The organism is Frigoribacterium sp. CFBP 13712 (genome assembly GCF_014842255.1).
Lineage (GTDB): Bacteria > Actinomycetota > Actinomycetes > Actinomycetales > Microbacteriaceae > Frigoribacterium.
Window position 1 is genome coordinate 15,501 of the sequence record NZ_JACYVH010000010.1, and the last position, 23,650, is coordinate 39,150.

General features: G+C 73.3%; 21 protein-coding genes. 6 read left to right on the top strand and 15 right to left on the bottom strand.

Features of this window, described 5'->3' with window-relative positions; all coding sequences use genetic code 11:
* Positions 1-20 precede the first annotated feature (20 nt).
* Both IFT51_RS13480 and IFT51_RS13485 read right to left on the bottom strand, forming a co-directional pair.
* A complete protein-coding gene (locus IFT51_RS13480) occupies positions 21-2,228 on the bottom strand; it encodes an acyltransferase family protein (RefSeq protein WP_192061612.1) in 2,208 nt (735 codons plus the stop codon).
* A 95-nt stretch (positions 2,229-2,323) separates the two neighbouring features.
* The gene (locus IFT51_RS13485; protein ID WP_192061613.1) at positions 2,324-4,954 is read right to left on the bottom strand and encodes a S8 family serine peptidase; all 2,631 of its coding nucleotides are present in this window, start codon (positions 4,952-4,954) and stop codon (positions 2,324-2,326) included.
* A gap of 175 nt (positions 4,955-5,129) precedes the next feature.
* On the opposite strand from IFT51_RS13485, the gene acs reads away from it, so the two are divergent.
* Positions 5,130-7,187, top strand: coding sequence for an acetate--CoA ligase (acs, locus tag IFT51_RS13490; protein ID WP_192061614.1), 2,058 nt, complete (start codon positions 5,130-5,132; stop codon positions 7,185-7,187).
* A 126-nt stretch (positions 7,188-7,313) separates the two neighbouring features.
* Here acs and IFT51_RS13495 read toward each other — a convergent pair whose 3' ends face one another.
* Together IFT51_RS13495 and IFT51_RS13500 are read right to left on the bottom strand one after the other, a co-directional pair.
* Positions 7,314-8,639: a HAMP domain-containing sensor histidine kinase gene (locus IFT51_RS13495; protein ID WP_192061615.1), complete on the bottom strand. Its 1,326-nt coding sequence runs from the start codon at positions 8,637-8,639 to the stop codon at positions 7,314-7,316.
* Positions 8,636-9,289, bottom strand: coding sequence for a response regulator transcription factor (locus IFT51_RS13500; protein ID WP_192061616.1), 654 nt, complete (start codon positions 9,287-9,289; stop codon positions 8,636-8,638). Before IFT51_RS13500 ends, IFT51_RS13495 begins: the two co-directional genes overlap by 4 nt.
* Positions 9,290-9,486: 197 nt before the next feature.
* Here IFT51_RS13500 and IFT51_RS13505 point away from each other — a divergent pair, with 197 nt between their 5' ends.
* The 5 genes from IFT51_RS13505 (at position 9,487) to IFT51_RS13525 (ending at position 14,112) form a co-directional block, all read left to right on the top strand.
* Positions 9,487-10,056 carry a hypothetical protein gene (locus IFT51_RS13505; protein WP_192061617.1) on the top strand — a complete coding sequence of 190 codons (570 nt, stop codon included), beginning with the start codon at positions 9,487-9,489 and terminating at the stop codon, positions 10,054-10,056.
* Positions 10,053-11,153 (top strand): peptidoglycan-binding protein, encoded by a 1,101-nt coding sequence (locus IFT51_RS13510; protein WP_192061618.1) that lies wholly within the window; start codon positions 10,053-10,055, stop codon positions 11,151-11,153. Before IFT51_RS13505 ends, IFT51_RS13510 begins: the two co-directional genes overlap by 4 nt.
* Before the next feature lie 83 nt (positions 11,154-11,236).
* Complete coding sequence (locus tag IFT51_RS13515; protein ID WP_192061665.1) at positions 11,237-11,899, top strand: ATP-binding cassette domain-containing protein; 663 nt, start codon at positions 11,237-11,239, stop codon at positions 11,897-11,899.
* Positions 11,896-13,095, top strand: a complete 1,200-nt coding sequence (locus IFT51_RS13520; RefSeq protein ID WP_371740811.1) for an ABC transporter permease — start codon at positions 11,896-11,898, stop codon at positions 13,093-13,095. Before IFT51_RS13515 ends, IFT51_RS13520 begins: the two co-directional genes overlap by 4 nt.
* Positions 13,096-13,314: 219 nt before the next feature.
* The gene (locus IFT51_RS13525) at positions 13,315-14,112 is read left to right on the top strand and encodes an isocitrate lyase/phosphoenolpyruvate mutase family protein (protein ID WP_192061619.1); all 798 of its coding nucleotides are present in this window, start codon (positions 13,315-13,317) and stop codon (positions 14,110-14,112) included.
* Between the two features lie 164 nt (positions 14,113-14,276).
* Here IFT51_RS13525 and IFT51_RS13530 read toward each other — a convergent pair whose 3' ends face one another.
* From IFT51_RS13530 to IFT51_RS13580, 11 genes are all read right to left on the bottom strand, one after another.
* Positions 14,277-15,434, bottom strand: a complete 1,158-nt coding sequence (locus IFT51_RS13530) for a YihY/virulence factor BrkB family protein (RefSeq protein ID WP_192061620.1) — start codon at positions 15,432-15,434, stop codon at positions 14,277-14,279.
* Positions 15,435-15,559: 125 nt separating this feature from the next.
* Positions 15,560-15,949: a DUF3618 domain-containing protein gene (locus tag IFT51_RS13535; RefSeq protein WP_192061621.1), complete on the bottom strand. Its 390-nt coding sequence runs from the start codon at positions 15,947-15,949 to the stop codon at positions 15,560-15,562.
* A complete protein-coding gene (locus IFT51_RS13540) occupies positions 15,930-16,358 on the bottom strand; it encodes a phage holin family protein (RefSeq protein ID WP_192061622.1) in 429 nt (142 codons plus the stop codon). The genes IFT51_RS13535 and IFT51_RS13540 overlap by 20 nt, the downstream gene beginning before the upstream one ends.
* Positions 16,351-16,755, bottom strand: coding sequence for a YtxH domain-containing protein (locus IFT51_RS13545; RefSeq protein ID WP_192061623.1), 405 nt, complete (start codon positions 16,753-16,755; stop codon positions 16,351-16,353). Before IFT51_RS13545 ends, IFT51_RS13540 begins: the two co-directional genes overlap by 8 nt.
* A 79-nt stretch (positions 16,756-16,834) precedes the next feature.
* Complete coding sequence (locus IFT51_RS13550; protein ID WP_192061624.1) at positions 16,835-18,208, bottom strand: glycosyltransferase 87 family protein; 1,374 nt, start codon at positions 18,206-18,208, stop codon at positions 16,835-16,837.
* Between the two features lie 117 nt (positions 18,209-18,325).
* Entirely contained in the window at positions 18,326-19,300 is a 975-nt protein-coding gene (locus IFT51_RS13555) for a prenyltransferase (RefSeq protein ID WP_192061625.1), read from the bottom strand.
* On the bottom strand, positions 19,297-19,653 hold the full coding sequence (locus tag IFT51_RS13560; RefSeq protein WP_192061626.1) for a lycopene cyclase domain-containing protein: 357 nt from the start codon (positions 19,651-19,653) through the stop codon (positions 19,297-19,299). The genes IFT51_RS13555 and IFT51_RS13560 overlap by 4 nt, the downstream gene beginning before the upstream one ends.
* Complete coding sequence (locus tag IFT51_RS13565; protein ID WP_192061627.1) at positions 19,650-19,991, bottom strand: lycopene cyclase domain-containing protein; 342 nt, start codon at positions 19,989-19,991, stop codon at positions 19,650-19,652. The genes IFT51_RS13560 and IFT51_RS13565 overlap by 4 nt, the downstream gene beginning before the upstream one ends.
* Entirely contained in the window at positions 19,991-21,691 is a 1,701-nt protein-coding gene (crtI, locus tag IFT51_RS13570) for a phytoene desaturase family protein (RefSeq protein ID WP_192061628.1), read from the bottom strand. The genes IFT51_RS13565 and crtI overlap by 1 nt, the downstream gene beginning before the upstream one ends.
* Complete coding sequence (locus IFT51_RS13575) at positions 21,688-22,581, bottom strand: phytoene/squalene synthase family protein (RefSeq protein ID WP_192061629.1); 894 nt, start codon at positions 22,579-22,581, stop codon at positions 21,688-21,690. Before IFT51_RS13575 ends, crtI begins: the two co-directional genes overlap by 4 nt.
* Positions 22,578-23,648 (bottom strand): polyprenyl synthetase family protein, encoded by a 1,071-nt coding sequence (locus IFT51_RS13580; RefSeq protein ID WP_243215272.1) that lies wholly within the window; start codon positions 23,646-23,648, stop codon positions 22,578-22,580. The genes IFT51_RS13575 and IFT51_RS13580 overlap by 4 nt, the downstream gene beginning before the upstream one ends.
* Between the last annotated feature and the right edge of the window lie 2 nt (positions 23,649-23,650).

Sequence of the window (23,650 nt, forward strand, 5' to 3'; positions counted from 1 at the left end):
CCGTGTTCGCTGGGAATCGGTCACGGCGCCTCGCCGAAGCCGGTCACCCCGGCGGCCGCGAGACTCTCGCCGAGCGCCGGAGCCATGTCGACGGCGAACGGGCCGGAGTAGTGCACGTAGTCGATCTTGACGACGGAGTCGCCCACGAAGGCCGGGCAGACGTTCTCGAGGCAGGTGAAGTCGCGGGCGTCGATCCACGGCTGTTCGCGGGCTGCGACGACCTCGCCGATCGCGACGGCCCGCTCGAGCCAGGGCCCGCCGACCCGGGTGATGCAGTCGACGGGCGACCCGCCGGGCCGGTAGCACTCGCGGACGCTCGCACCGGGCGGCGGGGGCGACAGGTGCACCACCTGTCCGACGTGCGGCTCGATCCGGTCGAGGTACCGGGCCAGCCCGTCGGCGAGCTCGGCCACCGTGGCGTCACGCCCCGCGTCGGCCAGGGGCATGGGCTCGTAGGTGTTCTGCACCACGACCACGTCGGGCTTCGTCGCCTCGACGGCCTCGAGCGTCGCGGCCCGGTAGTCGGCGCAGTCCGCGGTGTCGTCGGTGTCCCACGCGAGGTCGACGAACGAGCAGGCGAACCCGACCCGCCCGACGACCCGCAGGTCGCTGTCGGGCGCCTCGGCGAGCGCGACGAACGAGTCGAGCTGGTGCGCCGCCGTCGAGTCGCCGACCAGCATCACCGTCGTGCTCGCGTCGGCGGGCCCGAACGTGCAGCGCTCGACGGGGGCGAGTCTCGTGATGTCGCCGCAGGGCAGATTCGCACCCCCGGGCACGACCCCGTCGACGGGCGGGTCGAGCTCTGGCCAGGTGGTCGTGGCGAGGGCCGCGGCCACCTGCTCGCGGAGGGCCGTGCCGGCCGGGCCCACGGCCGGGGTGCCACCGGCCTCGTCGACGCCACCCGCGCCTCCTTCAGGTCCGTCGCCGTCGCCCGCTCCCCCCGCGGCATCCGTGCCGGAGGAACCCGGCGACCCCGAGGCACCGGTCGCACCCGCCGCGATCACCGGCGGCGCGGGCAGCGGGCGGACGTTGTCGGCCGCGAGGGCCACGACCGCGGCGGCGACGACGGCGAGCGCCCCGACCGCGGCCACTCGCTGCTCGCGGCCCCGACCGGGCGTGCGGGGGCGGTCGCCCCGACGCGGCCGGTCGCGGAGGCTCCACGACGCGGTCATGGCCGGCTTCTCGACGAGGTGGTGGCAGACGACGGCGAGCGAGGACGCCGCGATGTACACGGCCGCCGTCGACTCGGGCGCGATCGACCGGATGACGACGAGTGCCGGGAAGTGCCAGAGGTAGAGCGAGTAGCTGATGTCGCCGATGTAGCCGGCGACCCGGTTCGTCAGCACGACCGGCGATCGCGCGCCCGGCACCGAACCGCCGGCGAGGACGGCCAGGGTCGCCGCCACGGGCACGACGGCCCACGGGCCGGGGAACCCCCAGGCCTCGTCGATCATCGCCATCGAGGCGACGATGACCAGCAGCCCCAGCCACGACAGGAGAGTGCCCACCGCAGGAGGCGCGGCTCGCCAGACCCCGATCGTCACGGCCAGCAGCGCCCCCACGCCCAGCTCCCATGCGCGGGTGAGCGTCGAGTAGTAGGCGAGCACCGGGGCGTCCGCCGTCTGGACGACCGCCCAGACGAAGGAGGCGGCGCACACCACCACGAGGACGGCCGCGAGCACCCCGCGCAGTCGCCGGGCCGAGACCGCGGCGACGAGCAGCACGACGAGGGGCCAGACGAGGTAGAACTGCTCTTCGACCGACAGCGACCAGAAGTGCCGGAAGGGCGAGATCGGCCCGTCGGCGGCGAAGTAGTCGGTGCCCTGCGCCGCCTCGTGCCAGTTGGCCAGGAAGACCGCCGACCAGCCGGCGTCGACGGCCGACGAGATCAGACGGTTCGTCGACAGCAGACCCGCCACCGCCGCGAGGGTGACGACGAGCACGGCGAGCGCCGACGGCATCAACCGCTTGACCCGGCGGAGGTAGAAGCCGCGCATCGAGATGCGCCCCGTGCGGCTGTGCTCTCGGACCAGCAGACCGGTGATGAGGAACCCGGACAGCACGAAGAAGACGTCGACCCCGACGAAGCCGCCCCGGGGCCAGCCCGACACGTGCTCGACGACGACGGCCAGCACGGCCACCGCCCGGAGGCCCTGGATGTCGAGACGTCTGCCGCGGGGTTCTCGGCGGACGGCGCGACCCGCGGGCGCGCTGCCTTCTTGCGACATGGATCCTCCCGGGGTCGTCGACTCCCGGGAATGCTACATGCTTTTATGCCTCATGCCTGTGTAATCCATGATCAGGCCGCTGTTGTCCACAGGCCCTAGGCGCGGCCGCCCCTGGGGAGGGGAGATCGACCTCCGTCATCCACAGGCGAGGACGAGGACGAGCCCGAGCGGCGGCGACGGACGCCCCCGCCCACGACGAGCACGACACCGGCGATCACGAGAGCGGCTGCGGCCCAGAGACCCTGCGCAGGCTCCGACCCCGTGTAGGCGAGCTGCGCGGGCCCGCCGGCCGCGACCGCTACGGGCACCGTGCCCGCCGGGTCGGCCGCGTCGGCCGCGTCGGCCGCGTCGGCCGCGTCGGCCGTGCCCGCCGGGTCGGCCGGGTCGGCCGGCGACACGGGCACCGGCGAGTCGGGCGCACCCGGCCCACCAGGCACGGCGGGCGCACCCGGCACCTCGGCCGCAGCCGCCCTCACGCTGAAGGCCACGGGCTCGCCCTGCCCGGAGACGCTCCCGCTGAGGAGCACCTGCACCAGCCCCAGCGCGACGTGGTCGCCCTCGGGGACGCCGGTGAACTCGACGCGCCAGGCTCCCGTGGAGTCGGCGGTGACGGCCGTGGCGGTCACCGCGGAACCGGTGTCGAACGGCTCGGGAGGCGCGGGGTCGCCGCCGGCCTCGGCACGATCGGCCGCGGCGGCCAGGGCCGCGGCCGCAGCGGCGGACGCCTCCGCCCCCGCGACGCCGCCGGGCGGGACCAGGGCGACGGCGACGGCGGCACCCGGTGCCGCGAGACCCGTCACCACGACGCGGGAGCCGACGACGACCTGGCCCGCGGAGGGCGAGTCGATGCGCGGACCGGCCAGAGGGGCGCCGATCTCGACGTCCACCCGGTCGCTGCTGCCCGAGCTCCCGGTCAGCACGATCGTGCCCGGCCCCACCGGGGTGCCCGGGTCGAGTCGGCCGATCGATCCGAGGCGGCCGTCGGCGTCGGCGTCGAAGGCGGTGAGGTCCGCGGCCGGGCGGCCGACCCCGCCGACCTCGAGCGTCGGGGTCACCGTCTCGCCGGGCGCGAACCCGGCCCCGAGCAGTCGGAACGGCACACCGGCCTGCACCCGGCCGTCCGCGACGGCAGCGGTCGGGCCGAGGTCGAGGTCGTCGGTCACCGCCGCGAAGGCGTCGACCAGGCCGGCGCCGTAGAGCGCGGTGTCGCCGAGGTCGGTCGCCTGCGAGATCAGCAGCGCCCGCAGTTCTGCGGGCCCCGCGTCGGGGTGGACCGATGCCAGCAGCGCGGCCACGCCGGCCACGTGCGGCGACGCCATCGACGTGCCGCTGTACACGTCGAAGCCGCCCCCGAAGACGGTGCTGACGATGCCCGAACCCGGGGCGGCGATGTCGATCTCGCCCTCGCCGTAGTTCGAGAACGACGACTTCGCGACGCTGCCGTCGGGCTGCTGCGCGACCGAGGCCACGGTGACGACGCCGTCGACGCCGGCGGGCAGGTCGACGCAGCCCTGCGAGACGTCGCGGTCCTCGATGATCCGCGGCCCGGACACGTAGGCGCCCGCGGCGTCGTAGACGCCGTCGTCGGGGCTCGTCGACTCGGTGGTCTTGTTCGCGAGGTCGTAGTCCTCGTTGCCGGCGGCGGCGATGTTCAGCACGCCCTGCTGCTGCGACCAGGCGACGGCCTTCTCGACGGCGTCGAGCGCCGGCTGCTGCTCGGGCTGCCCCTCGCACCAGAACGCCCAGGGGTCGACGTAGTAGCTGCTGTTCGTGACGTCCATGCCCTCGGCGGCGGCCCACATGAAGCCGCAGAGCGCGTACTCGGGGTAGATGAAGCCGTCGTGGTTCACCACCTTGACGCTCGCCAGCGTGACGCCCGGCGCGACGCCGGTGATGCCGTCGCCGTCGGCGTCCGCGCCGATCGTGCCGGCGACGTGCGTGCCGTGCGATTCGCTGTCGTCGACGGGCACCCAGGCCGCCTGGTCGCCGTCGGGGATGCCATTGACCGAGCAGCCGACCGATGCCGCGGGGTCGACCTGCGACGCGAGGTCGGGGTGGTCGACGGCGATGCCGCTGTCGAGCACGCCGACCAGCACGTCGGCGTCGCCGGGTTCGATCGAGCGGGCCTCGGGGGCTCCGATCGCGTCCATGTCCCACTGCTGCGAGTCGAGAGGCGCCGCGGTGACGGCGGCCTCGGCGCGGGGCCGGTCGATGGACAGCGTGCCGCCCTCCCAGTCGGCCGCGACGGCGCCCTCGGTGACGGCCGCCTGGCGCGTGGGCCCGGCCGACTGCACCGCCGAGGAGGCGCGGATCGCGTCGAGGAACCCGGTGGCGGTCGACTGCGCGGTCACCACCCCGATCTCGGGGTAGCTCATCAGCACGATGCCGCCGGCTGCCACGACGGCCGCCCGCACCTCGGTCGTCGCGGCCTCGGTGGGGGCGACGTTGACGACGTAGTTCATGAGCTCGCCGGGGGCGAGCGCCTCCGGGGCGAGCGCCTCCGCAGCAGGCGCCTCCGCGGCAGCCTCCGCAGCAGGCGCCTCCGCGGCCGGCGCCGATGCGTCCGCGGCGGGGGCCGTGTCGACGGCGGGCGCCGGCTCGACGACCGGAGCAGGCGCCGGTGCCGGCTCCGCGGCGGACGCCGCCACCGGGGCGAGCACGAGCGCGCCGGCGAGCGCGAGGGCGGTGCCGAGGCGAACGCGCCCACGACCGGTCGGGTTGGTCACGTCTGCTCCTGTCGTCGCGCCAGGAGTCGTCGCGATCCGGCGCGGGCGCCGACCGACGTCCGGAACGGAGTCCTGCTCAGAGTAAGGCGCGACGCGAGATTCCGCACGACCCGCCGTGTTACGCCGGGTTGCCCGCCGCCCGATGCCGCGCCGGGGCGACTCGTAGCATCGACGGATGGCGACGACCGACACCATCTCGAATCTGCTCGACGAGCGACGGACGTTCCCCGCGCCTCCTGGGCTCGCCGCGACCGCGAACGTCACGGCCGCCGAGCACGCCCGCGCGGCAGCGGACCCGGTCGCCTTCTGGGAGGAGCAGGCGCACCGCCTCGACTGGGAGACCCCGTGGCGCACGGCGCACACCTGGTCGCCGGTCGCCGAGGGCCCCGACGGCGAGCTGACCGTGCCCGAGGCCACCTGGTTCGCGGGCGGTCGTCTGAACGTCGCGGTCAACTGCGTCGACCGGCACGTCGCCGCCGGTCGGGGCGACAAGGTCGCGCTGCACGTCGAGGGCGAGCCGGGCGACCGCCGCGACATCACCTACGCGCAGCTGCAGCGCGAGGTCGTCAAGGCGGCCAACGGACTGCGATCGCTCGGTGTGACGAAGGGCGACCGCGTGGTCGTCTACCTGCCGGTGATCGCCGAGACGATCGTCGTCACCCTCGCCATCGCCCGGATAGGCGCGATTCACTCGCTCGTCTTCGGCGGGTTCTCGGGCGAGGCCCTGAAGTTCCGGGTGGAAGACACCGGCGCGAAGCTGCTCGTCACCACCGACGGCCAGTTCCGCCGAGGAGGCGCGGTGCCGGTCAAGGCGAACGCCGACCACGCGGTCAGCGGCGACAACGGGATCGAGCACGTGCTCGTCGTCCGCCGCACGGGCGATCGGACCCCCGACCTGCCCTGGACGGACGGACGCGACCTCTGGTGGCACGACGTCGTCGACCCTCAGCCCGACACCGACTCCCCCGAGCACTTCGACGCCGAGACGCCGCTGTTCATCATGTACACGAGCGGCACGACGGGTCGGCCGAAAGGGCTCGTGCACACGAGCGGCGGCTACCTCACGGCCGCGAGCTACACGCACTGGGCCGTCTTCGACGCGAAGCCCGACGACGTCCACTGGTGCACGGCCGACCTCGCGTGGGTCACGGCGCACACCTACGAGATCTACGGGCCGCTCTCGAACGGCCTCACGCAGGTGATCTACGAGGGCACTCCCGACACCCCGCACCCCGCCCGGCATCTCGAGATCATCGAGCGGTACGGCGTGACGACGTACTACACGGCGCCGACCCTCGTGCGGACGCTGTCGTCGTGGTTCCCCGACGGACTCCCCGACACGTACGACATCTCGTCGCTGCGCCTCCTCGGCACGGTCGGCGAGGCCATCAACCCCGAGGCGTGGGTGTGGTTCCACGAGCAGTTCGGGCGCGGCGAGTGCCCCATCGTCGACACCTGGTGGCAGTCCGAGACGGGTGCGAGCGTCATGGCGCCTCTGCCCGGGGTCGACACTCTCAAGCCCGGCTCGTCGCTGCGGGCGCTGCCGGGCGTCTCGACGGCCGTCGTCGACGACGCCGGAGCGCGCGTGCCGAACGGCGCCGGCGGCTACCTCGTCGTACAGCGGACCCCGCCGTCGCTGGCCCGCACCGTCTGGGGCGACCCCGAGCGGTACCGCGACTCGTACTGGGCGAAGTACTGGCGTCAGGGCTGGTTCTTCTCGGGCGACGGCGCGAAGTACGACGCCGACGGCGACATCTGGGTGCTGGGCCGCGTCGACGACGTGATCAACGTGTCGGGACACCGGCTGTCGACGATCGAGATCGAGTCGTCGCTGGTGGCGCACCCGCTGGTGGCCGAGGCCGCGGTCGTCGGGGTCGCCGACGAGCGCACCGGGCAGGCGATCGCCGCGTTCGTGGTGCCGGCGGCGAGGCCCGCAGGAGGCGCGGTGCCCGACGCCGGGTCCGCTTCCGAACCGCAGGTCTGGGCTCCGCTCGCGGGGTCGCTGTCGAGCGTGCTGCGAGCGCACGTGGCCGACCAGATCGGCCCCATCGCCAAGCCCGCCACCGTGCTCGTCGTGCCCGACCTGCCGAAGACCCGCTCGGGCAAGATCATGCGCCGGCTGCTCGGCGACATCGTCGACGGTCGCCCCCTCGGCGACACGACGAGCCTGCAGGACGACACGGTGCCCGGTCGGGTGGCGGCGATCCTCGCCGAGGCGACCCGCGCCTCCTGACGCCCGCTCAGACCCCGGGAACTCGCTCAGACCCTGGTTCGCGCACCGGGGTCTGAGCGGATTCCTGGGGTGTCGATCGAGGTGACTCGAACTGGGCCCGGCAGGCACCTCAGGGCACCGTTCGGGTCACCTCGATGCGCCGACCGCGACCCGCAGGCCGCCGGCCTCGCGCGGCGCGACCTCGACCGCCCACCCGTGGGCGCGGGCGATCGAGGCGACGATCGCGAGACCGAGGCCGCTGTGCCGGGCGGGCACCGCGCCTCCGGAGCCTGCAGCCACCGGTGCCGCCACCGGTGCCGCCGTCGGAGCGACGCGCGTGAACGGCCGCGTCAGCGTGGCGGCGACCTCCGGGTCGACGACCGGCCCCGAGTTCTCGACGACGACGACCGAGTCGACCGCGTCGACCGCGTCGACCGAGCCGCTCACACGCACCCACCCGCCGGGCTCGTTGTACTCGACGGCGTTGGCCACGAGGTTGCGGACCAGCTGCCCCACGAGCACCGCATCGCCCTCGACGGTGCGGAACGAGCCGCGGTCGACGACCAGGTGCACCGAGGAGGCGCGGGCCGCGTCGGCGACGCCCGTCACCACCTCGTCGACGACGTCCCCGACGGCGACCGGCTCGAGAGCCCCGGCGGCCAGCCCGCGGTCGGCCGTCGCGAGGGCGAGCAGACTCTCGACGAGGTGCTCGCTGCGACGGTTGACCTCGAGCAGCTGATCGCGGATCGCGACGACCTCGTCGGGCGTGGGGTCGTCGAGGCCGATCTGCAGCGCGGCGCGCTGCACGGCCAACGGCGTCCGCAGTTCGTGCGACGCGTAGGCGACGAAGCGGCGCTGGGACTCGAACGAGGCCTCGAGCCGGTCGAGCAGCCCGTCGATGGTCGACGCGACCCGCGAGAGCTCGTCGCTCGGGCCGGTCAGACCGATGCGCTCGTGCAGGGTGCTCGCCGTGATGCGCTGGGTCGCGGCGACGATGTCGTCGATCGGGCGGAGCAGGCGGCGGCTCACGAACCACCCGGCCCCGGCCGCGATCACGGACGCCGCCGCGACGCCGACGGTCGACCAGATCAGCTGCTGCCGCGCCACGATCGTCCCGACGACGCGAGCCGCGGTCAGGGTGTCGTCGCCCGGCTCCGCGCTGCCGACGGGACGCTCGACGGCGATCGGCGAGCCCGGCGACGACGCAGACCCCGAGGACGACGGAGACCCCGGTGACGACGGAGACCCCGGTGACGACGGGACGCCCTCGAGGCTGAGGGCGACGCCCTGCGACGTCGCGACGCCGACGGCGAGCAGCACGAGCGCGGCGAGGACGGCGAAGACGACCCCGAACGTGGTCGCCGTGCGGAGGCCGATGCTCCGCCGCCTCCGGTTCAACGACCCGAGACCGTCGGCCGCCGGAGTCGTCGGGGGCGTCGGAGTCGTCGGGGCCGCCGGGGGTGCCGGTCTCACAGCCGGTAGCCGCGACCGGGGACGGTGCGGATCGGATCGGGCTCGCCGAGCTTGCGGCGCAGCTTGCTGACGGTGACGCGCACGGCGTTCGTGAAGGGGTCGATGTTGGCGTCCCAGACCTTCTCGAGCAGCTCCTCCGCGCTGACGATGCGCCCGTCGGCCTGCAGCAGGACCTCGAGCACCATGAGCTCCTTCGTGGACAACCCCAGGTCGAGCCCCCTGCGGGTCGCGAGGTGGCGGTTGGTGTCGAGCTCGAGGTCGCCCGATCGGAGCACCGGGGGCGTCGCCGCCCCCGAGCGGCGTCCGAGCGCTCGCACCCGCGCCACGAGCTCGGGGTACTCGAACGGCTTCGCCAGGTAGTCGTCCGCTCCGAGCTCGAGCCCGCCGACGCGATCGTGCAGGTCGCCGGCCGCCGTGAGCATGAGGATGCGCGTCGCGTCGCCCCGCTCGGCGACCTGTCGTGCCACCACGTCGCCGTGGAGGCCCGGCAGGTCGCGGTCGAGCACGACCACGTCGTAGTCGTTGACCGCGAGCATCTCGTCGGCCTCGTCTCCGCGGTAGGACACGTCGACGGCCATCGCCTGCCGCGACAGCCCCGCGGCGACCAGGTCGGCCAGCGCCACCTCGTCGTCCACCACCAGGACTCGCATCGATCCCCTCCCGTCGTCCTCCGCCGCCGCCGTCCAGGCGACGAGAATTATTCACATCATATTACGGACATCGCGTTTCGCCGACGTAACCGTCGAGGCCACGGCCCCGAGACACCGCCCTCGGTGAGATGGTCACCGATCTCCGCACGACGACCCGGTACGGAGCCGCCCATCATCACGCCAGAGAAAGGCACCCCATGACCTCCACCTCCCCCGCATCCGCGTCGTTCCGTGACCGCCGGTCCGCGCGTCGACGCACATCCGCCCTCGGCACGCTCTCAGTCTGCGCCGTGCTGCTGCCGGCCCTGCTGGCCGGATGCAGCACGGACGACGACGCCACCTCCGCCGCCACGTCGGCGGGCGGCGGCACGAGCGCGTCGGCCCAGCTCGGACAGTGCCTCCGCGACGCCGGGTACGACGTCGACGATCCCGACCTCGACGAGGGCATGGTCGTGGCCGTCCCGAACGGGGCGGACGCCGACGAGTACGCGGCCGCGTTCGCCGAGTGCCGTGAGGGCCTGCCCGAGTCCGCGGTCGGCGGGGAGGCCGCCGAGGAGCCCTCCGCGGCCGAACTGGCCGAGTGGCAGGAGTCCCAGCTGAAGGTCGCCGAGTGCGTCCGCCAGGAGGGCTTCGAGGACTTCCCCGACCCGGTCGACGGCGCGTTCCCGCAGACGAGCTGGAGCACCACCAGCAGCACCCCCGAGCAGGACGCCTTCTTCGCCTGCAGCGAGCGGTTCGGCCCCTCCGCCGAGGGGTCGGGCGAATGAGCCCCGCCCGCCAGCCCGACCGCCCCCCTGGCCACCGCCCGGCGCACCGCCGGGCCCTCGTCGGCGTCGTCGCGGGCGCGCTCTGCGTCGCGGCTCTGACCGGCTGCTCGCTCATCGAGGGCGGGGCCGGCGGCAGCGCTCCGTCTGCCTCGGCCGTCGGCGCTCAGCGCCCCACCGCCCCCGTCGTGCTCGGCGACCTCGTCGACGGCAAGCGGATCCCCGCGGCCCTCGGCTACGGCACCCCGGTGCCGCTGACGTCCGCCGGGACGGGCGTCGTCACCGGGCTCCCGGCCTTCGGCGAGGAGATCGGCCGCGACGGCGTCCTCTACTCGGTGGACGAGAGCCCGGTGCGGGCGATGCACGGGGCCGTGCCGCTCTGGCGCCCCCTCGTGCAGGGTCTGCGCGGGGCCGACGTCGCCCAGCTGAAAGAGAACCTGCGCGCACTCGGCTACGAGGTCTCGGACGGCGAGTGGTTCGACTCCTCGACGCGCGACGCCGTCACGCGCTGGCAGACGGACCGGGGGCGGACGCGCACCGGCGGCCTCGATGCGTCCGACATCGCCTTCGTCCCCGGCGACATCCGGGTCGCCGACCCGATCGGGCGGGTCGGCGACGAGGCGGGCTCGGCCGTCTACGGCTACACCCCGACCGCACTCGTGGTGACGGCCTCCGTCTCGCCTCCCGACCTCGCCCGGTTCCCCGGCGGCGGGCCCGTGGAGGTCCGCCTGCCCGACGGCACCACGGTGCCCGGCTCGGTCCAGGCCGTGGGCGAACCCTCCGGAGGCGCGGGTGACGACCCGGCGCCGGGTGGCGACGACGAGGTGGTCGTCACCGTCGGGCTCGACGGCGATCCGCCCGAGGGGACGTCGACGTCGACCGCGGTCGACCTGGTGGTGGACGGCGAGCGCCGCGAGGGCGTGCTGAGCGTCCCCGTGACGGCCCTCCTCGCCGGAGACGACGGTTACGTCGTCGAGGTCGTGCGGTCGGGCGGCGAGACCGAGCGCGTCCCCGTGACGACCGGTCTCTTCGCCCAGGGGCGGGCCGAGGTCTCGGGCGACGGGCTCGCCGAGGGCGACGAGGTCGTGGTGCCGTCGTGAGCGGGGTCGAGACCGTGGGCGGTCTCGTCGGGACGACCCGCGCCTCCTCGGAGGCGACGACGACCCCGACGGCCGCCGAGGCCGTGCTCGAGCTGCGCGGCGTGACGAAGGTCTACGGCGGGCTGGCCGCCCTCGGGGGCGTCGACCTGAGCGTGACCCGGGGCGAGTTCCTGGCGGTCGTCGGGCCGAGCGGCTCGGGCAAGTCGACCATGCTGAACGTCATGGGCACGCTCGACCGCCCGACGACCGGATCGGTCCGGGTGGCCGGTCACGAGGTCGGAGGGCTCGGAGACGACGCCCTGTCGAGACTCCGCGCCGAGCACATCGGCTTCGTCTTCCAGCACTTCCACCTCGCCTCGGGTGCGACGGCCACCGAGAACGTGGCCGACGGGCTGCTCTACGCCGGCGTCCCCCGCCGCGAGCGCATCGACCGGGCCCGCGGCGCCCTCGACCGCGTCGGCCTGGGTCACCGCGTCGATCACCGCCCGCATCAGCTCTCCGGCGGCGAGAAGCAGCGCGTGGCGATCGCCCGGGCCATCGTCGGCGAACCCGCGCTGCTGCTCGCCGACGAACCCACGGGCGCCCTCGACTCGGTGTCGGGCGCAGCCGTCCTGCGTCTGCTCGACGACCTGAACGCCGGCGGGACGACCGTGGTGGTCATCACGCACGACCTGTCGCTGGCGGCCACCCTGCCCCGCCGGGTTCGCATGCGCGACGGTCTGATCGAGGGCGAGGTGCTCCCGTGAGCCGGCGTCGACCCGGTCGGCTGTCGACGCGCGACCTGGTCGGACTCGGCGTCTTCGGGCTGCGGACCCGACCCGCGCGCGTCGTGCTGTCGGCGCTCGGCATCGCGATCGGCATCGCGGCGATGATCGCCGTCGTCGGGATCTCCTCGTCGAGCCAGGCGGCTCTCGCCCGGGTGCTCGACGGCCTCGGTACGAACCTGCTGCAGGTCACCCCCGGTCGGGACGCCCTCGGCACGGACGTCCCTCTGCCCGAGGCCTCGCGGGACATGCTCGACCGCCGCCCGGACGTCGAGCAGGCGGCCGGTGTCGGCCGGGTGCCCGGTCAGCGGGTCTACCGGAGCGATCGGATCCCCGCGGCGGCCTCGGGCGGCATAACCCTCGACGTGGCCCTCGGCGACCTCGAGGGGGTGCTGCGCAGCGAGATGTCGTCGGGCACCTGGTTCGGCGACGCGTCCGACGATCTGCCCCAGGTCGTGCTGGGGTCGACGGCCGCCGCCACGCTCGGTCTCGACCGGGTGCATCCGGGCAGCCGCGTCTGGATCGACGGCCGCTGGGTGGCGGTGGTCGGCGTGCTCGCGCCGCTCCCCCTCGCCCCCGACCTCGACAGCTCCGCCCTCGTGCCCGAGTCGACGGCCGCCGACGAGTTCGGCTGGGACGGCCGCCCCACCCGGCTGTTCGCGCGAGCCGACCCCGAGCGGGTCGCGGCCGTACGGGACGTCCTCGCCCGCACGGTCAACCCCGCCGAGCCGACGGCGGTCACCGTGAGCCGGCCGTCCGAGGCGCTCGCCGCCCAGCAGGCGTCCGAGGCGTCGTTCACCGGGCTGCTGCTCGGCATCGGCGGGGTGGCGCTGCTCGTCGGCGGCATCGGAGTGGCCAACACCATGGTCATCACGGTGCTCGAGCGCCGGGCGGAGGTCGGGGTGCGGCGAGCGCTCGGCGCACGCCGTCGGCACATCCGCGACCAGTTCCTGGTCGAGTCGCTGCTGCTCTCGCTGCTTGGAGGCGCCGTGGGCGTCGCGCTCGGGGCCGCGGTGACGGCCGTGTTCGCGCTCAGCCAGGGCTGGCCCGTCGTGGTGCCGGCGTGGGCGGCGGTCGGCGGGCTGGTCGCGACGGTCGTGATCGGCGGCGTCAGCGGGCTCTACCCCGCGTCGCGGGCGGCGCGCATCCCGCCCACGTCGGCGCTCGCGGCGGCCTGACCCGCGCTCGCGGCCTCATCGATGTGACCCGGATCGCGCCCCGCAGGCGTGACAGGGCCCCGTTCGCGTCACCTCGATGGCCGTGGGTCGCCGAGACCCCAGGAAACCGCTCGGACCCCAGCGCGCGCACGGGGGCCTGAGCGGACTCCTGGGGTCGGGGCGCGCGCGGCAGCGCGCGCGGGGCTGGTGCCGCACAGCGCGGGCTGGTTGGCTGGGGGCATGTCCATCTCCTCCACGGCCGAGAAGGCCGAACTGCTCCGCTCGCTGCACGTCCCCGGCGATCCGCTGATCGTGACGAACGTGTGGGACAGCATCACGGCCCGCATCGTCGCCGGCGCACCGGGCGTGCGCGCCCTGGCCACCGCCTCCCACTCCATCAGCGAGGCGCACGGCGTCGAGGACGGCGAGGGCCTCGACGTCGACGAGATGCTGGCCGCGTCGCGCATCATCATCCGGTCCGTCGACCTGCCGGTGTCCGTCGACTTCGAGAAGGCCTACGCCTCGGACGCCGCCGGCACGCTCGACAACGTCTTCCGACTCATCGAGGAGGGCGCCGCCGGCCTCAACATCGAAGACAGCATCGGCCAGGCCAAGGCCCCGCTCTACGACATCGACACGCAGGTCTCGAAGGTCGCCGCCGCCCGCCAGGCCGGCGACCGCGCCGGGGTGCCCATCGTCATCAACGCCCGGGTCGACGCCCTGGCCGGCGACCCCGACAGCTTCGACGACGCCGTCACGCGCGCCAACGCGTACCTCGCCGCCGGCGCCGACTGCGCCTTCGTGCTCGGACTCGGCACCGAAGACCTCGTCAAGGCCGCCCTCGACCGCATCGACGGCAAGATCAGCGTCATCTCGAACCCGTCGGCCGTGCCCCTGGCCCGTCTCGCCGAGCTCGGGGTCTCGCGCGTCAGCTTCGGCCCCACCACCATGGGTCTGACGCTGTCGCACCTGCGCGACGCCGCCGCCACGCTCACCGCCCGCGGCGAGTACCCGGCCGAGCTCGGCTTCTCCTTCTGAGCCGAGCCCCACGCGACACCCCGAAACCCGCGCTACACCTCGAGAGATCGGGGTGTAGCGCGGGTTTCGGGGTGTAACACGCGGCCAGCCCGGCGCGCGGCCGGCCCGGCGCGCGGCCGGCCCGGCACGCGGCCAGCCCGGCACGCGGCCGGCGTGGCGCGCGCTCAGTCGCGGCGCTTGCCCGAGTCGGGCTCGTCGGGCTCCGGGTGGTCGTCCGACGGGGCCGATCCGCCCTCGCCGTCGGCCTCGGGTCGCTCCTCGCCCTGACGCGCCATCTCGGCGGCCGCCGCCTGGCGCAGGCGCATGCCCTCGAGCTCGTCCTTGGCGAGCGCGGCGGCCTTCTTCTCGGTCTGCGCCGTGTCGCGCGGCGGCAGCAGGATCTCGCTCTCGGCCTTCATGCCGGCCTGCAGCTGACGTCCGCGCTCGAGCTCGGCATCGAACTCCGCGCCGAAGAGCAGCGCGTTGTTGGTGATCCAGAGCCAGAGCAGGAACACGATCACGGCGCCGAGCGAGCCGTAGGTCGCGTTGTAGTTCGAGAAGTTCGCGACGTAGAAGCCGAAGCCGACCGACGCGATCAGCCAGATGACCAGGGCGACGAGCGACCCGATGCTCATCCACTTGAACTTCGGCTGCTTGATGTTCGGGGCCCAGTAGTAGAGCACGGCCACGATCACGATGGCGATCACCGCGAGCACGGGCCACTTGACGATGTTCCAGACGAAGACCGCCGTCGATCCGAGTCCGACCAGGTCGCCGACCGTCTGGGCGACGGGCCCGCTGAGCACGAGGATCAGCCCGGCCGCGACGATCAGCACGACCGTGAACGCGGTGACGCCGAGCATCGTCGGGCGCAGCTTCCAGATCGGGCGACCCTCGTCGATGCCGTAGATGCGGTTCATGGCGCGCCCGAAGCCGCCGACGAACCCGGAGGCCGACCACAGCGCGCCGAGCACACCGACGATCAGGGCGACGCCGGCCGCCGGCGACCCGGTCAGCTGCTCGATCGGGCCCTCGAGCAGCTTCGCGACGTCGGGCGACCCCAGCTGCCGGATGATGTCGAGCACCGCGTCGGCCGTCGCCCCGGCCTGCCCGACGACCCCGAGCAGCGACACGATCGCCAGCAGAGCCGGGAAGATCGCGAGCACGGCGTAGTAGGTCAGACCCGCGGCGAGGTCGGTGCACTGGTCGCGGGTGAACTCGCGGAGCGTCTTGCCGAGCACGTACCCCCACGAGGGCTTCGACACGTCGGTCAGCTCCTGCGGTTTGCGCTCGTCGTCCGCCGACGGCGCCTGCTGCTCGCGCTCGGTGCTCTTCTGGGCCATGGGGTGTCCTGTCGTGGAGATGCGGGTGGTGAGCCCAGGAGGCGCGGTGCCGGTCGCGAGGACCGCCACCGCGCCGGGGCGGTCGCCACCGGCCGGCCGATACCGGCCGGTCGGCGCCGAGGCGGTCAGCGCCGGGCGACCTTGACGACGCCGGCGACGATGGCCGCCAGGCCGGCGGCGCCCGCGGCGGCCGCCGCGACGACCGGCTTCGGGTCGTCGGAGTACCGCCGCTTGACGCTCGCCTTGAGGCGGCGGGCGTGCGCCGGCACGCTCAGCTTGTCTTCGATGGCGTCGAGCGTCGCCGCGAACTCCTCGCGGGTGCGCGCGAGGTCGAGCTCGATCTCGGGGATGCTCGCGCCGGGGCGCGGGCCCTTCTCGTCTTCCGGGGCCGTCTCGTCGCGCGAGCCGCCGGACTTCTCGGCCCGCGCCTCCTCGGCCCTCGCCTCGGCGAGCTCGCGCTCGGGGTCGGGCTTCGGCTCGATCTTCCCGGCCGGGTCAGTGCTGCGGGGAGTCATAGGTTCCCTGGCCCTTCAGAGCGGTGACGTCGGCCTTGACGCTGGCGACCGTCTTCTCGGGGGTCGGCGGCACGCCCTTCTTCAGCGCCTTGACGCCCAGCAGGGCGAGCACGGCGGTGATGATCAGCAGCACGGCGGCGACGATCAGCGCGGCCAACCACGGGGCCACGACGGTCGACAGCCCCAGCACGGCAGCGGTCAGCAGCACCGCGAGCAGGAAGAACCCGAAGAGCGCGGCGCCGACGAGCAGACCCGCACCGACCCCGACCTCTTTCAGCTTCGTCGAGAGCTCGGTCTTGGCGAGGGCGATCTCACCGCGGATGAGGCGCGAGATCAGCTCGGGCAGGCTGCCGAGCAGCGAGCCGAGCGACTTCTTCGTGCTCTCCTGCGGGTTCTTGAGGTCAGTCACCGACGCTCACTCCCGGGAGCTTCGAGGTGCCGTTGTCGCGGTCGCCGGTGTCGGCGTCGCCCTTGTCGGCACCGGTGGCGGACGCGCCCTTCGATCCCACCTCGTCGGCCTTGGCCTTCGCCTGGTCGGCGACCTTGTCGGCCTTCTTCGTGGCGGACTTGACGGTCGACTGGGCGGCGGAGGCGGCGTCGTTCGCGACGTCCTTCAGCTTGGATCCGACGACGGGGGCGTTGTCCTTGACGAAGTCCTCCGCCTGGTGGACCGTCTTCTGCACCGAGGGGTTCTCCCACAGGTCGCCGGCGCGGTCCTTGATCTTGATGTAGGCGCCACGGCCCGCGCGGGCTCCGAGGACGTACCCGACAGCCGCTCCTGCGACGAAGAGGATCTTGCCTTTCATGAGTGCTCCTAGTTGCTCGTTGTCGTGCTCTGGACTCTCCACGCTGGCACAGCACGGCCCGGGAGGCCCAGATTGACCTCTATCGGGCGGATCTCAGCCCGATGCCGACGGCCTCGGGCGTCAGAGGGCGCCCGGTGACGCCGACGGCCGCCAGCGCGGCGGCCACGACCCGCAGCACGCACCAGCCGAAGAGCACCACGATCAGCACGTTGCGGGCCGCGAGCACCACCACCGCGAACGGATTCAGATCGAGGAGGGGCAGGTACAGGATCGGGAACACGAGCGTCGTCAGACCGGCCGACCAGCCGATGAGCAGGGCCGGCACCCGGAACTGCTCGGGCCGGAGCGCCAGCCCGACCGCGACGACGGGCGCGATCCACAGCACGTACTGCGGCGAGCCGACCTTGTTGAGGGCGACGAACGTGGTCGTCAGCGCGAGGGCGCCGAGCAGCACGACGCCGGTCTCGTCGACGGCCCGGGCACCGCGACGGGCACCGGGCAGACCCAGGGCGGCGACGGCGACGAGCACGGCCAGCGCGAACAGCACCCCGAACATCAGACCGGTGCTGCCGTTGATCAGCACCGAGGCGCCGGGCCCCATGACCTCGTTCGTCGCGAGCCCCACGTTCTCGTAGACGGAGGCGCCGGGCACCCCGAGCATCGCCATCCAGAGCCAGGGGGTCGCCATCGGCGCCTCGACCTGCAGGCCGCGGCTCGACTGCATCGTGACGAAGCTGTCGAGGTGCGAGGCGCCGCCGCCCACGACGACGAGCCCCACGATGGCCGCGCTCGTCGCGACGCCCGCCCCGACGATGGAGCCCCGACGGCGCGACACCGCGACGGCGGCGGCGACGACCGCGGCGGGCCAGACCTTGATCCAGGTCGCGAGGGCGAGCAGCGCGCCGGCGACCCTCGGCCGGGTGGCGAGCATCAGCAGCCCGGCCACGACGAGCGGGGCGCTGAACCCCTCGAGCCGCAGGAACGCCACGGGGCTCAGCAGGAACAGGATGAGCAGCCACCACCAGGCGGCCGTGGCGTCGACGGTGCGTCGCCCGCGGTCGGTGAGCAGCCAGAGCGCCCCGGCGTTGACGGCGGTCAGCAGCAGCAGCCAGACGAACTGGTAGAGCGACTCGCCCAGGATGTTCGACAGCACGATCGGCCCGAGCGCACCCGCGGGGTAGACCCAGTCGAAGTCGAGCACCGGCCAACGGCCGTCGGCGAGCGCGCCGCTCGCCCACGAACGGTAGAGCGGGAGGTCGCCGGTGACGTCGCCGGTGAGCATCATCGGCGTCAGGGCGAGCATCACGGTGAGGTGCAGGCTGACGAACGCCCACCAGATCGCGTGCGGGTGCCGGCGGATGACCGCCCAGCGCTCGGCGACGCGGTGCCCCGTGTCGTTCCAGGCACGGGCCCGGCGGAGGGCGGCGGCGGATCGACTGAGGCGAGGACTCACGACGCGACCATAGGGGGCGTACCTATCACGGAGGTGAACATCGGGAGGCGCGTCGGTTCGTCCGCCGCCTCGGGCCACGGCCGTCTCGCGCCAGGGCCGTCTCGGGCCGGGGCCGTCTCAGGCCAGGGCGACCCACCAGATGAGCAGCATCGTCGTGACGAAGCCCGACAGGAAGTTCAGCGTCAGGAACCGCTTCCAGCCGCGGTTGACGCCCTCCGCGTCGGCGTCGGCGACGTTCCACCACGGGGCGCAGCTGATCGCGTAGACCACGGGGATGATCGCCGCGATCGGGCCGGGGAACTCGGTGAGGGTCATCAGCACCCCGGCGAGGAGGTACGCCACGACCGAGAACCGGACGGTCGCCTTCGCCCCGATGACCGTGGCGATCGACGCGATGCCGCCCTCGCGGTCGGCGAGGACGTCCTGGACGGCGCCGAACGCGTGACTGGCCATCCCCCAGAGGAAGAACGCGCCCAGCAGCGCGACGAGCTGCGGCGTGACGGTCGCGCCGGCGAGCGCGAGCCCGTAGACGGCGGGGCTGACGAAGTGCGTGCTCGACGTGATGGAGTCGACGAACGGGCGTTCCTTGAAGCGCAGCCCGGGCGCCGAGTAGGCGATGACGGCGAAGACGCTGATCGCCAGCACGAGCCAGCTCAGCGGGCTGCCGACGATCACCAGGAAGATCAGGAACGGCACGTTGGTGACGACGGCGGCCCACAGCGTCGTGCGGTGCAGACCGCGGTCGAGCAATGCGCCCTCGACCCCGCCCTTGCGCGGGTTGCGGAGGTCGCTCTCGTAGTCGAAGACGTCGTTGATGCCGTACATCGCGAGGTTGTAGGGCACCAGGAAGTACACGATGCCGACGATCGCGATCAGCCAGGGGACGGCGCCGAAGTCGAAGAAGCCGGTCGCGTCCGACTGCAGGACGGTGGCGACGGTGCTCGAGCCGTCCGAGTCGAGCGGCACGTACGACCCGCCGTACGCGACGGTGCCGCTCGCCGACGTCAGGATGAACGCCGCCGCGAACGGGAACGCCGTGTTGATCCAGCTGAGGGGCCGTGACGACCAGAACAGGGCGGTCAGCGTCTTCATGAGCGCGCCTCCTTCGGGGCCCGGCGTCCGCCGAGCAGGGTCCACACCGACGGCAGCAGCACGAGCGCGGCCACCGAGTAGGCGAAGTCCTCGAGGGGGGCGATGCCGATCTTCACGCCGCTGATGCGGTCGGGCGCGTAGTCGACCAGACCGACCCCGATCATGATGTTGTCGAAGACGGCGGTCATCAGCAGCAGCACGACCGTCGAGAGGCCGGCCGCGCGCACGCGGGCGACACGGGCGGCCGAGGAGGCGCGCTCGGCCCGACCGCGCCACCAGGCAGCCAGCACGGCGGCCCCCGCCACCACGGCCACGAGCGCGAGGAACACGGCGTTGATCGCCCAGTACGTCATGAGGCGCCGCCCTCTCGACGGGAGGCGCGACGATCGACGATCAGCCGTGTGCCGGCGAGGAGGTTCATCGTCAGGTAGCAGAGCAGCGTCAGGAAGAAGACCTCTTCGAGCGGCAGCTCGGGGGCGATCTGGATGCCGGTCATGAACGACGTCTCGCCTCGGAAGAACACCCCGGTGTCGATGCCGACGATGTCCCAGATCAGGAAGAACACGACGCCGACCAGCAGCGTCACGAACGCCCGCGGGGCGTCACGCCAGAAGAACAGCGTGAACCGGCGGTCGAGCATCGCCATGCCGAAGATCGAGATGCAGAGGGCGACGAGGTAGAGCAGGCCCATCAGGCGGCGGACTCGGACCGGGGAGGCGCGCTCGAGGTCGACTCGCCCGGCTCGGGCAGCGGCTCGGTGCTGCGGTCGCCACGCAGGTTCTTCAGCAGGATCTCGGCGCTGATCAGGCACATCGGCAGACCGATGCCGGGTCGCACCGAGCCGCCGACGTAGAAGAGGTTCTCGACGTGCTCGGACGTGTTGCCGGCGCGGAACATCGCGCTCTGGTCGAGGGTGTGGGCCGGGCCGAGCATGCTGCCGCTCCAGGCGTTGACGTCGTCGACGAAGTCGCGGGGGCCGCGGGTGCGCCGCAGGACGACGCGGTCGGCGAGGTCGGAGACGCCCGTCCAGCTCGCGATCTGCTCGATCACGAGGTCGGCGAGCCGCTCGATCAGCGTGTCGCCGTCTCCGTCGACGTCGCCGCGACCGAGCGCCGGGTCGGCGGGCAGCGGGACGAGCACGAAGAGATTCGTGTGACCCTCGGGCGCGGTCGACGGGTCGACGGTGCTCGGCTTGCAGACGTAGAGCGAGGGCGGGTCGGGGATGCGCTTGTCGGCCCCGAAGATGCGGTCGAAGTTCTCGTGCCAGTCGTTCGCGAACAGCAGCGTGTGGTGCTCGAGCTCGGGGATCTCGCCCTCGACGCCGAGGTACATCAGCAGGGCGCTCGGCCCCGGGTCGCGCTTCGTCCAGTAGTCGTCGTCGAAGGTGCGGAGCGACGGGGGCAGCATCGTGGTCTCGATGTGGTGCAGATCGGCGGCCCCGACCACCACGTCGGCCTCGAGGCGCTGCGCCTCGCCGTCGGCGTCGACGTACTCGACCCCGGTGGCGACGCCCCGCGAGCGCACCCGGCCGGCACGACCCTCGCCGACGACGGGCTCGGCGGTCGTCACGCGCGTGACCGACGCCTCGGTCTCGATGCGCACCCCCGCCTCGCGGGCCACGCGCTCGATCGCGTCGATGACGGTGATCAGGCCGCCGCGCGGGTAGAGCACGCCGTCGTCGAGGTCGAGCGTGCTCATCAGGTGGTACATGCTCGGCGTCTTGAACGGCGAGGATCCGAGGAACACCGCGGGGTAGCCGAGGATCTGCCGCAGTCGCGGCTCCTTCACCGTGCGCGACGCGAACGTGTCGAGGTCTTGGAGCAGGAGGCGCGCGAGCTTCGGCAGACGGACGACGACGTCTCCGCGCAGCAGGGGCCCGACGCTCTCGAAGCTCGTGTAGAGGAACCTCTGCTTGGCCATCTCGTACGTGTCGCGGGCCGACCGCAGGTAGCTGCGCATGCGGTCGCCGCTGCCGGGCTCGATCGACTCGAACAGCGCGACGTTCTCTTCGAGACCGCGGGGGACGTCGATGGGCGCGTCGGACCCGCCGTCGGCCGACGGCTCGAAGTAGACGCGGTAGCCGGGGTCGAGCTCGACGAGGTCGAGCTGCTCGGCCGACGACGTGCCCATCAGCCGGAAGAAGTGGTCGAACACCTCGGGCATCAGATACCAGCTGGGGCCGAGGTCGAAGCGGAACCCGTCGTGGCTCCAGGAGCCGGCGCGACCGCCGACGGCGTCGTTCTTCTCGAGCAGCACGACGTCGTGGCCCTCGCGGGCGAGCAGCGCCGCCGAGGCCAGACCGCTGATGCCGCCGCCGATCACGACGGCGCGCGAGCCGTGCCGCTCGACGGTGGTGTCTCCGGTGGCGCGGTCGAGCCAGGGTGTGCTCACGAGGTCCTCTCGGCGGGGCGGTCGGGGATGCGGGTGGTGCGGCCGGCGGCGGACGCGAGGGCGATGCGGACCTTCACCGGGTCGGGCACGCGGACACGGGCGCGGATGAGCGAGGAGGCGGGGGTCGCCTCGAGACGGCGGTTCAACTCGGCGAACAGGCCGTGCGCCAGGGCGACCGCGCGTCGCGACGTCGCGGGCAGCACGGGGATGATGTCGCCGGCGACCCGGAGGTCGTCGTCGATGTCGGCCACGAGGCGGGCCTTGGTGGCCTCGTCGAACGAGCCGACGTCGACCCCGGGGAAGTAGCTGCGGCCGAGCTGCTCGAAGTCGGCCGCGAGGTCGCGCAGGAAGTTCACCTTCTGGAAGGCCGCGCCGAGGCGCCGGGCGCCCTCGTCAAGCTCGGCGACGGTCGACGACGGGAACGCGTGCCCGAGGAGGAACGCGCGGAGGCACATCAGACCGACGACCTCGGCCGAGCCGTGGACGTAGCGGTCGAACGACTCGGCGTCGTGCTCGCGGGCGCTGAGGTCGGCGCGCATCGAGGCGAAGAAGGGGCGGGTCAGCTCGCTGCCGAAGCCGGCGGTGCGCGCGGTTCGGGCGAAGGCGTGCACGACGAGGTTCGCGCTGAAGCCCGTCTCGATGGCCCGCTCGGTCTCGGCCTCGAACTCGTCGAGGCACCGCGCGGACGACTCGGGGTCGAGCCCCGCCTCGGCGGCCGGCCCGTCGACGATCTCGTCGGCGACCCGCACCAGCGCGTAGACGTTCTCGACATGCTGACGGACGTCGGCGCCGAGGAGGCGCGAGGCCAACCCGAACGACGTCGAGTACCGACGGATCACCCCCGACGCCGTCTGGTCGGCGACGGTGTCGTACAGCGCGAGGCCGGTCATCGGACCCTCTCGAGGACGGTCGAGACGAGCGGGCTGAGGGCGTCTCGGAGGGCGTCGCCGATCGCGGGGCCCTCGAGCACGGCCAGGGCCCGTGCCGCGTGCTGCTCGACGAGCGTCTCGGCGAACGACCGGGCACCGCACGCCTCGAGCCTGCTGCGCACGTGCGCGGCCTCGTCCGGGGTCAGATCGGCCTTGCCGACGAAGGGCTGGATCGCGAACCACTGGTCGGTCGTCGCGGCGTGCGCGATCAGCACGGTGCGCTTGCCCTCGCGGAGGTCGCCGAGCGTCGTCTTGCCCGTGCTCTCTTCGGTGCCGAAGACGCCGAGCAGGTCGTCGACCAGCTGATAGGCGACCCCGACCTCGCGGCCGAACTCGCCGACCGCGTCGACGACGTCGTCGCCGGCCCCGGCCAGGACGGCGCCGGCCTGCAGCGGGGCCTCGAACGAGTAGACCGCGGTCTTCGCGCGCTCCATGTTCAGGATCTCGTCGACCGTCGGCACGTCGTCCGACAGCGAGAGCTCGACGTCGACCATCTCGCCGCCGGCGCTGACGAAGATGGCCTCGTCGAGGATGTCGAGGAGGCGCGCCTGGACCCCGCTCTCGCACCGCACCTGCATGAGGAGGCGGCTCGCACCGGTCAGCGCGAGGTCGCCTGCGATGACGGCGGCCGACATGCCCCGGTGCTCGGCTGCGGGCGTCGAGAGACCGGCGGTCGTCGCGGTGTCGCGGTAGCTGCCCGAGACGTTCGGGATGCCGCGCCGTGAGAAGTCGCGGTCGATGACGTCGTCGTGCACGATGAGGGCGGTGTGCAGCAGCTCGAAGGCCGCCCCGACACCCGCCACGGCGTCTTCGTCGCCACCGCCCAGGGCGTCGTACGCCGTGAAGACCATGCGCGGGCGGAACCGCTTGCCGCCGGCGCTGTTGCGCTCGAGCACGGACCAGAGGTCGACGTAGCGCGAGCCGACCGACTCGGCCCGGCGTTTGGCCAGGCTGAAGAAGCCGTCGAGGACGGCGTCGACACGCTCATGCCGCTCCCGCGTCCGTTCGCGAAGAAGTTCACCGTCCACGC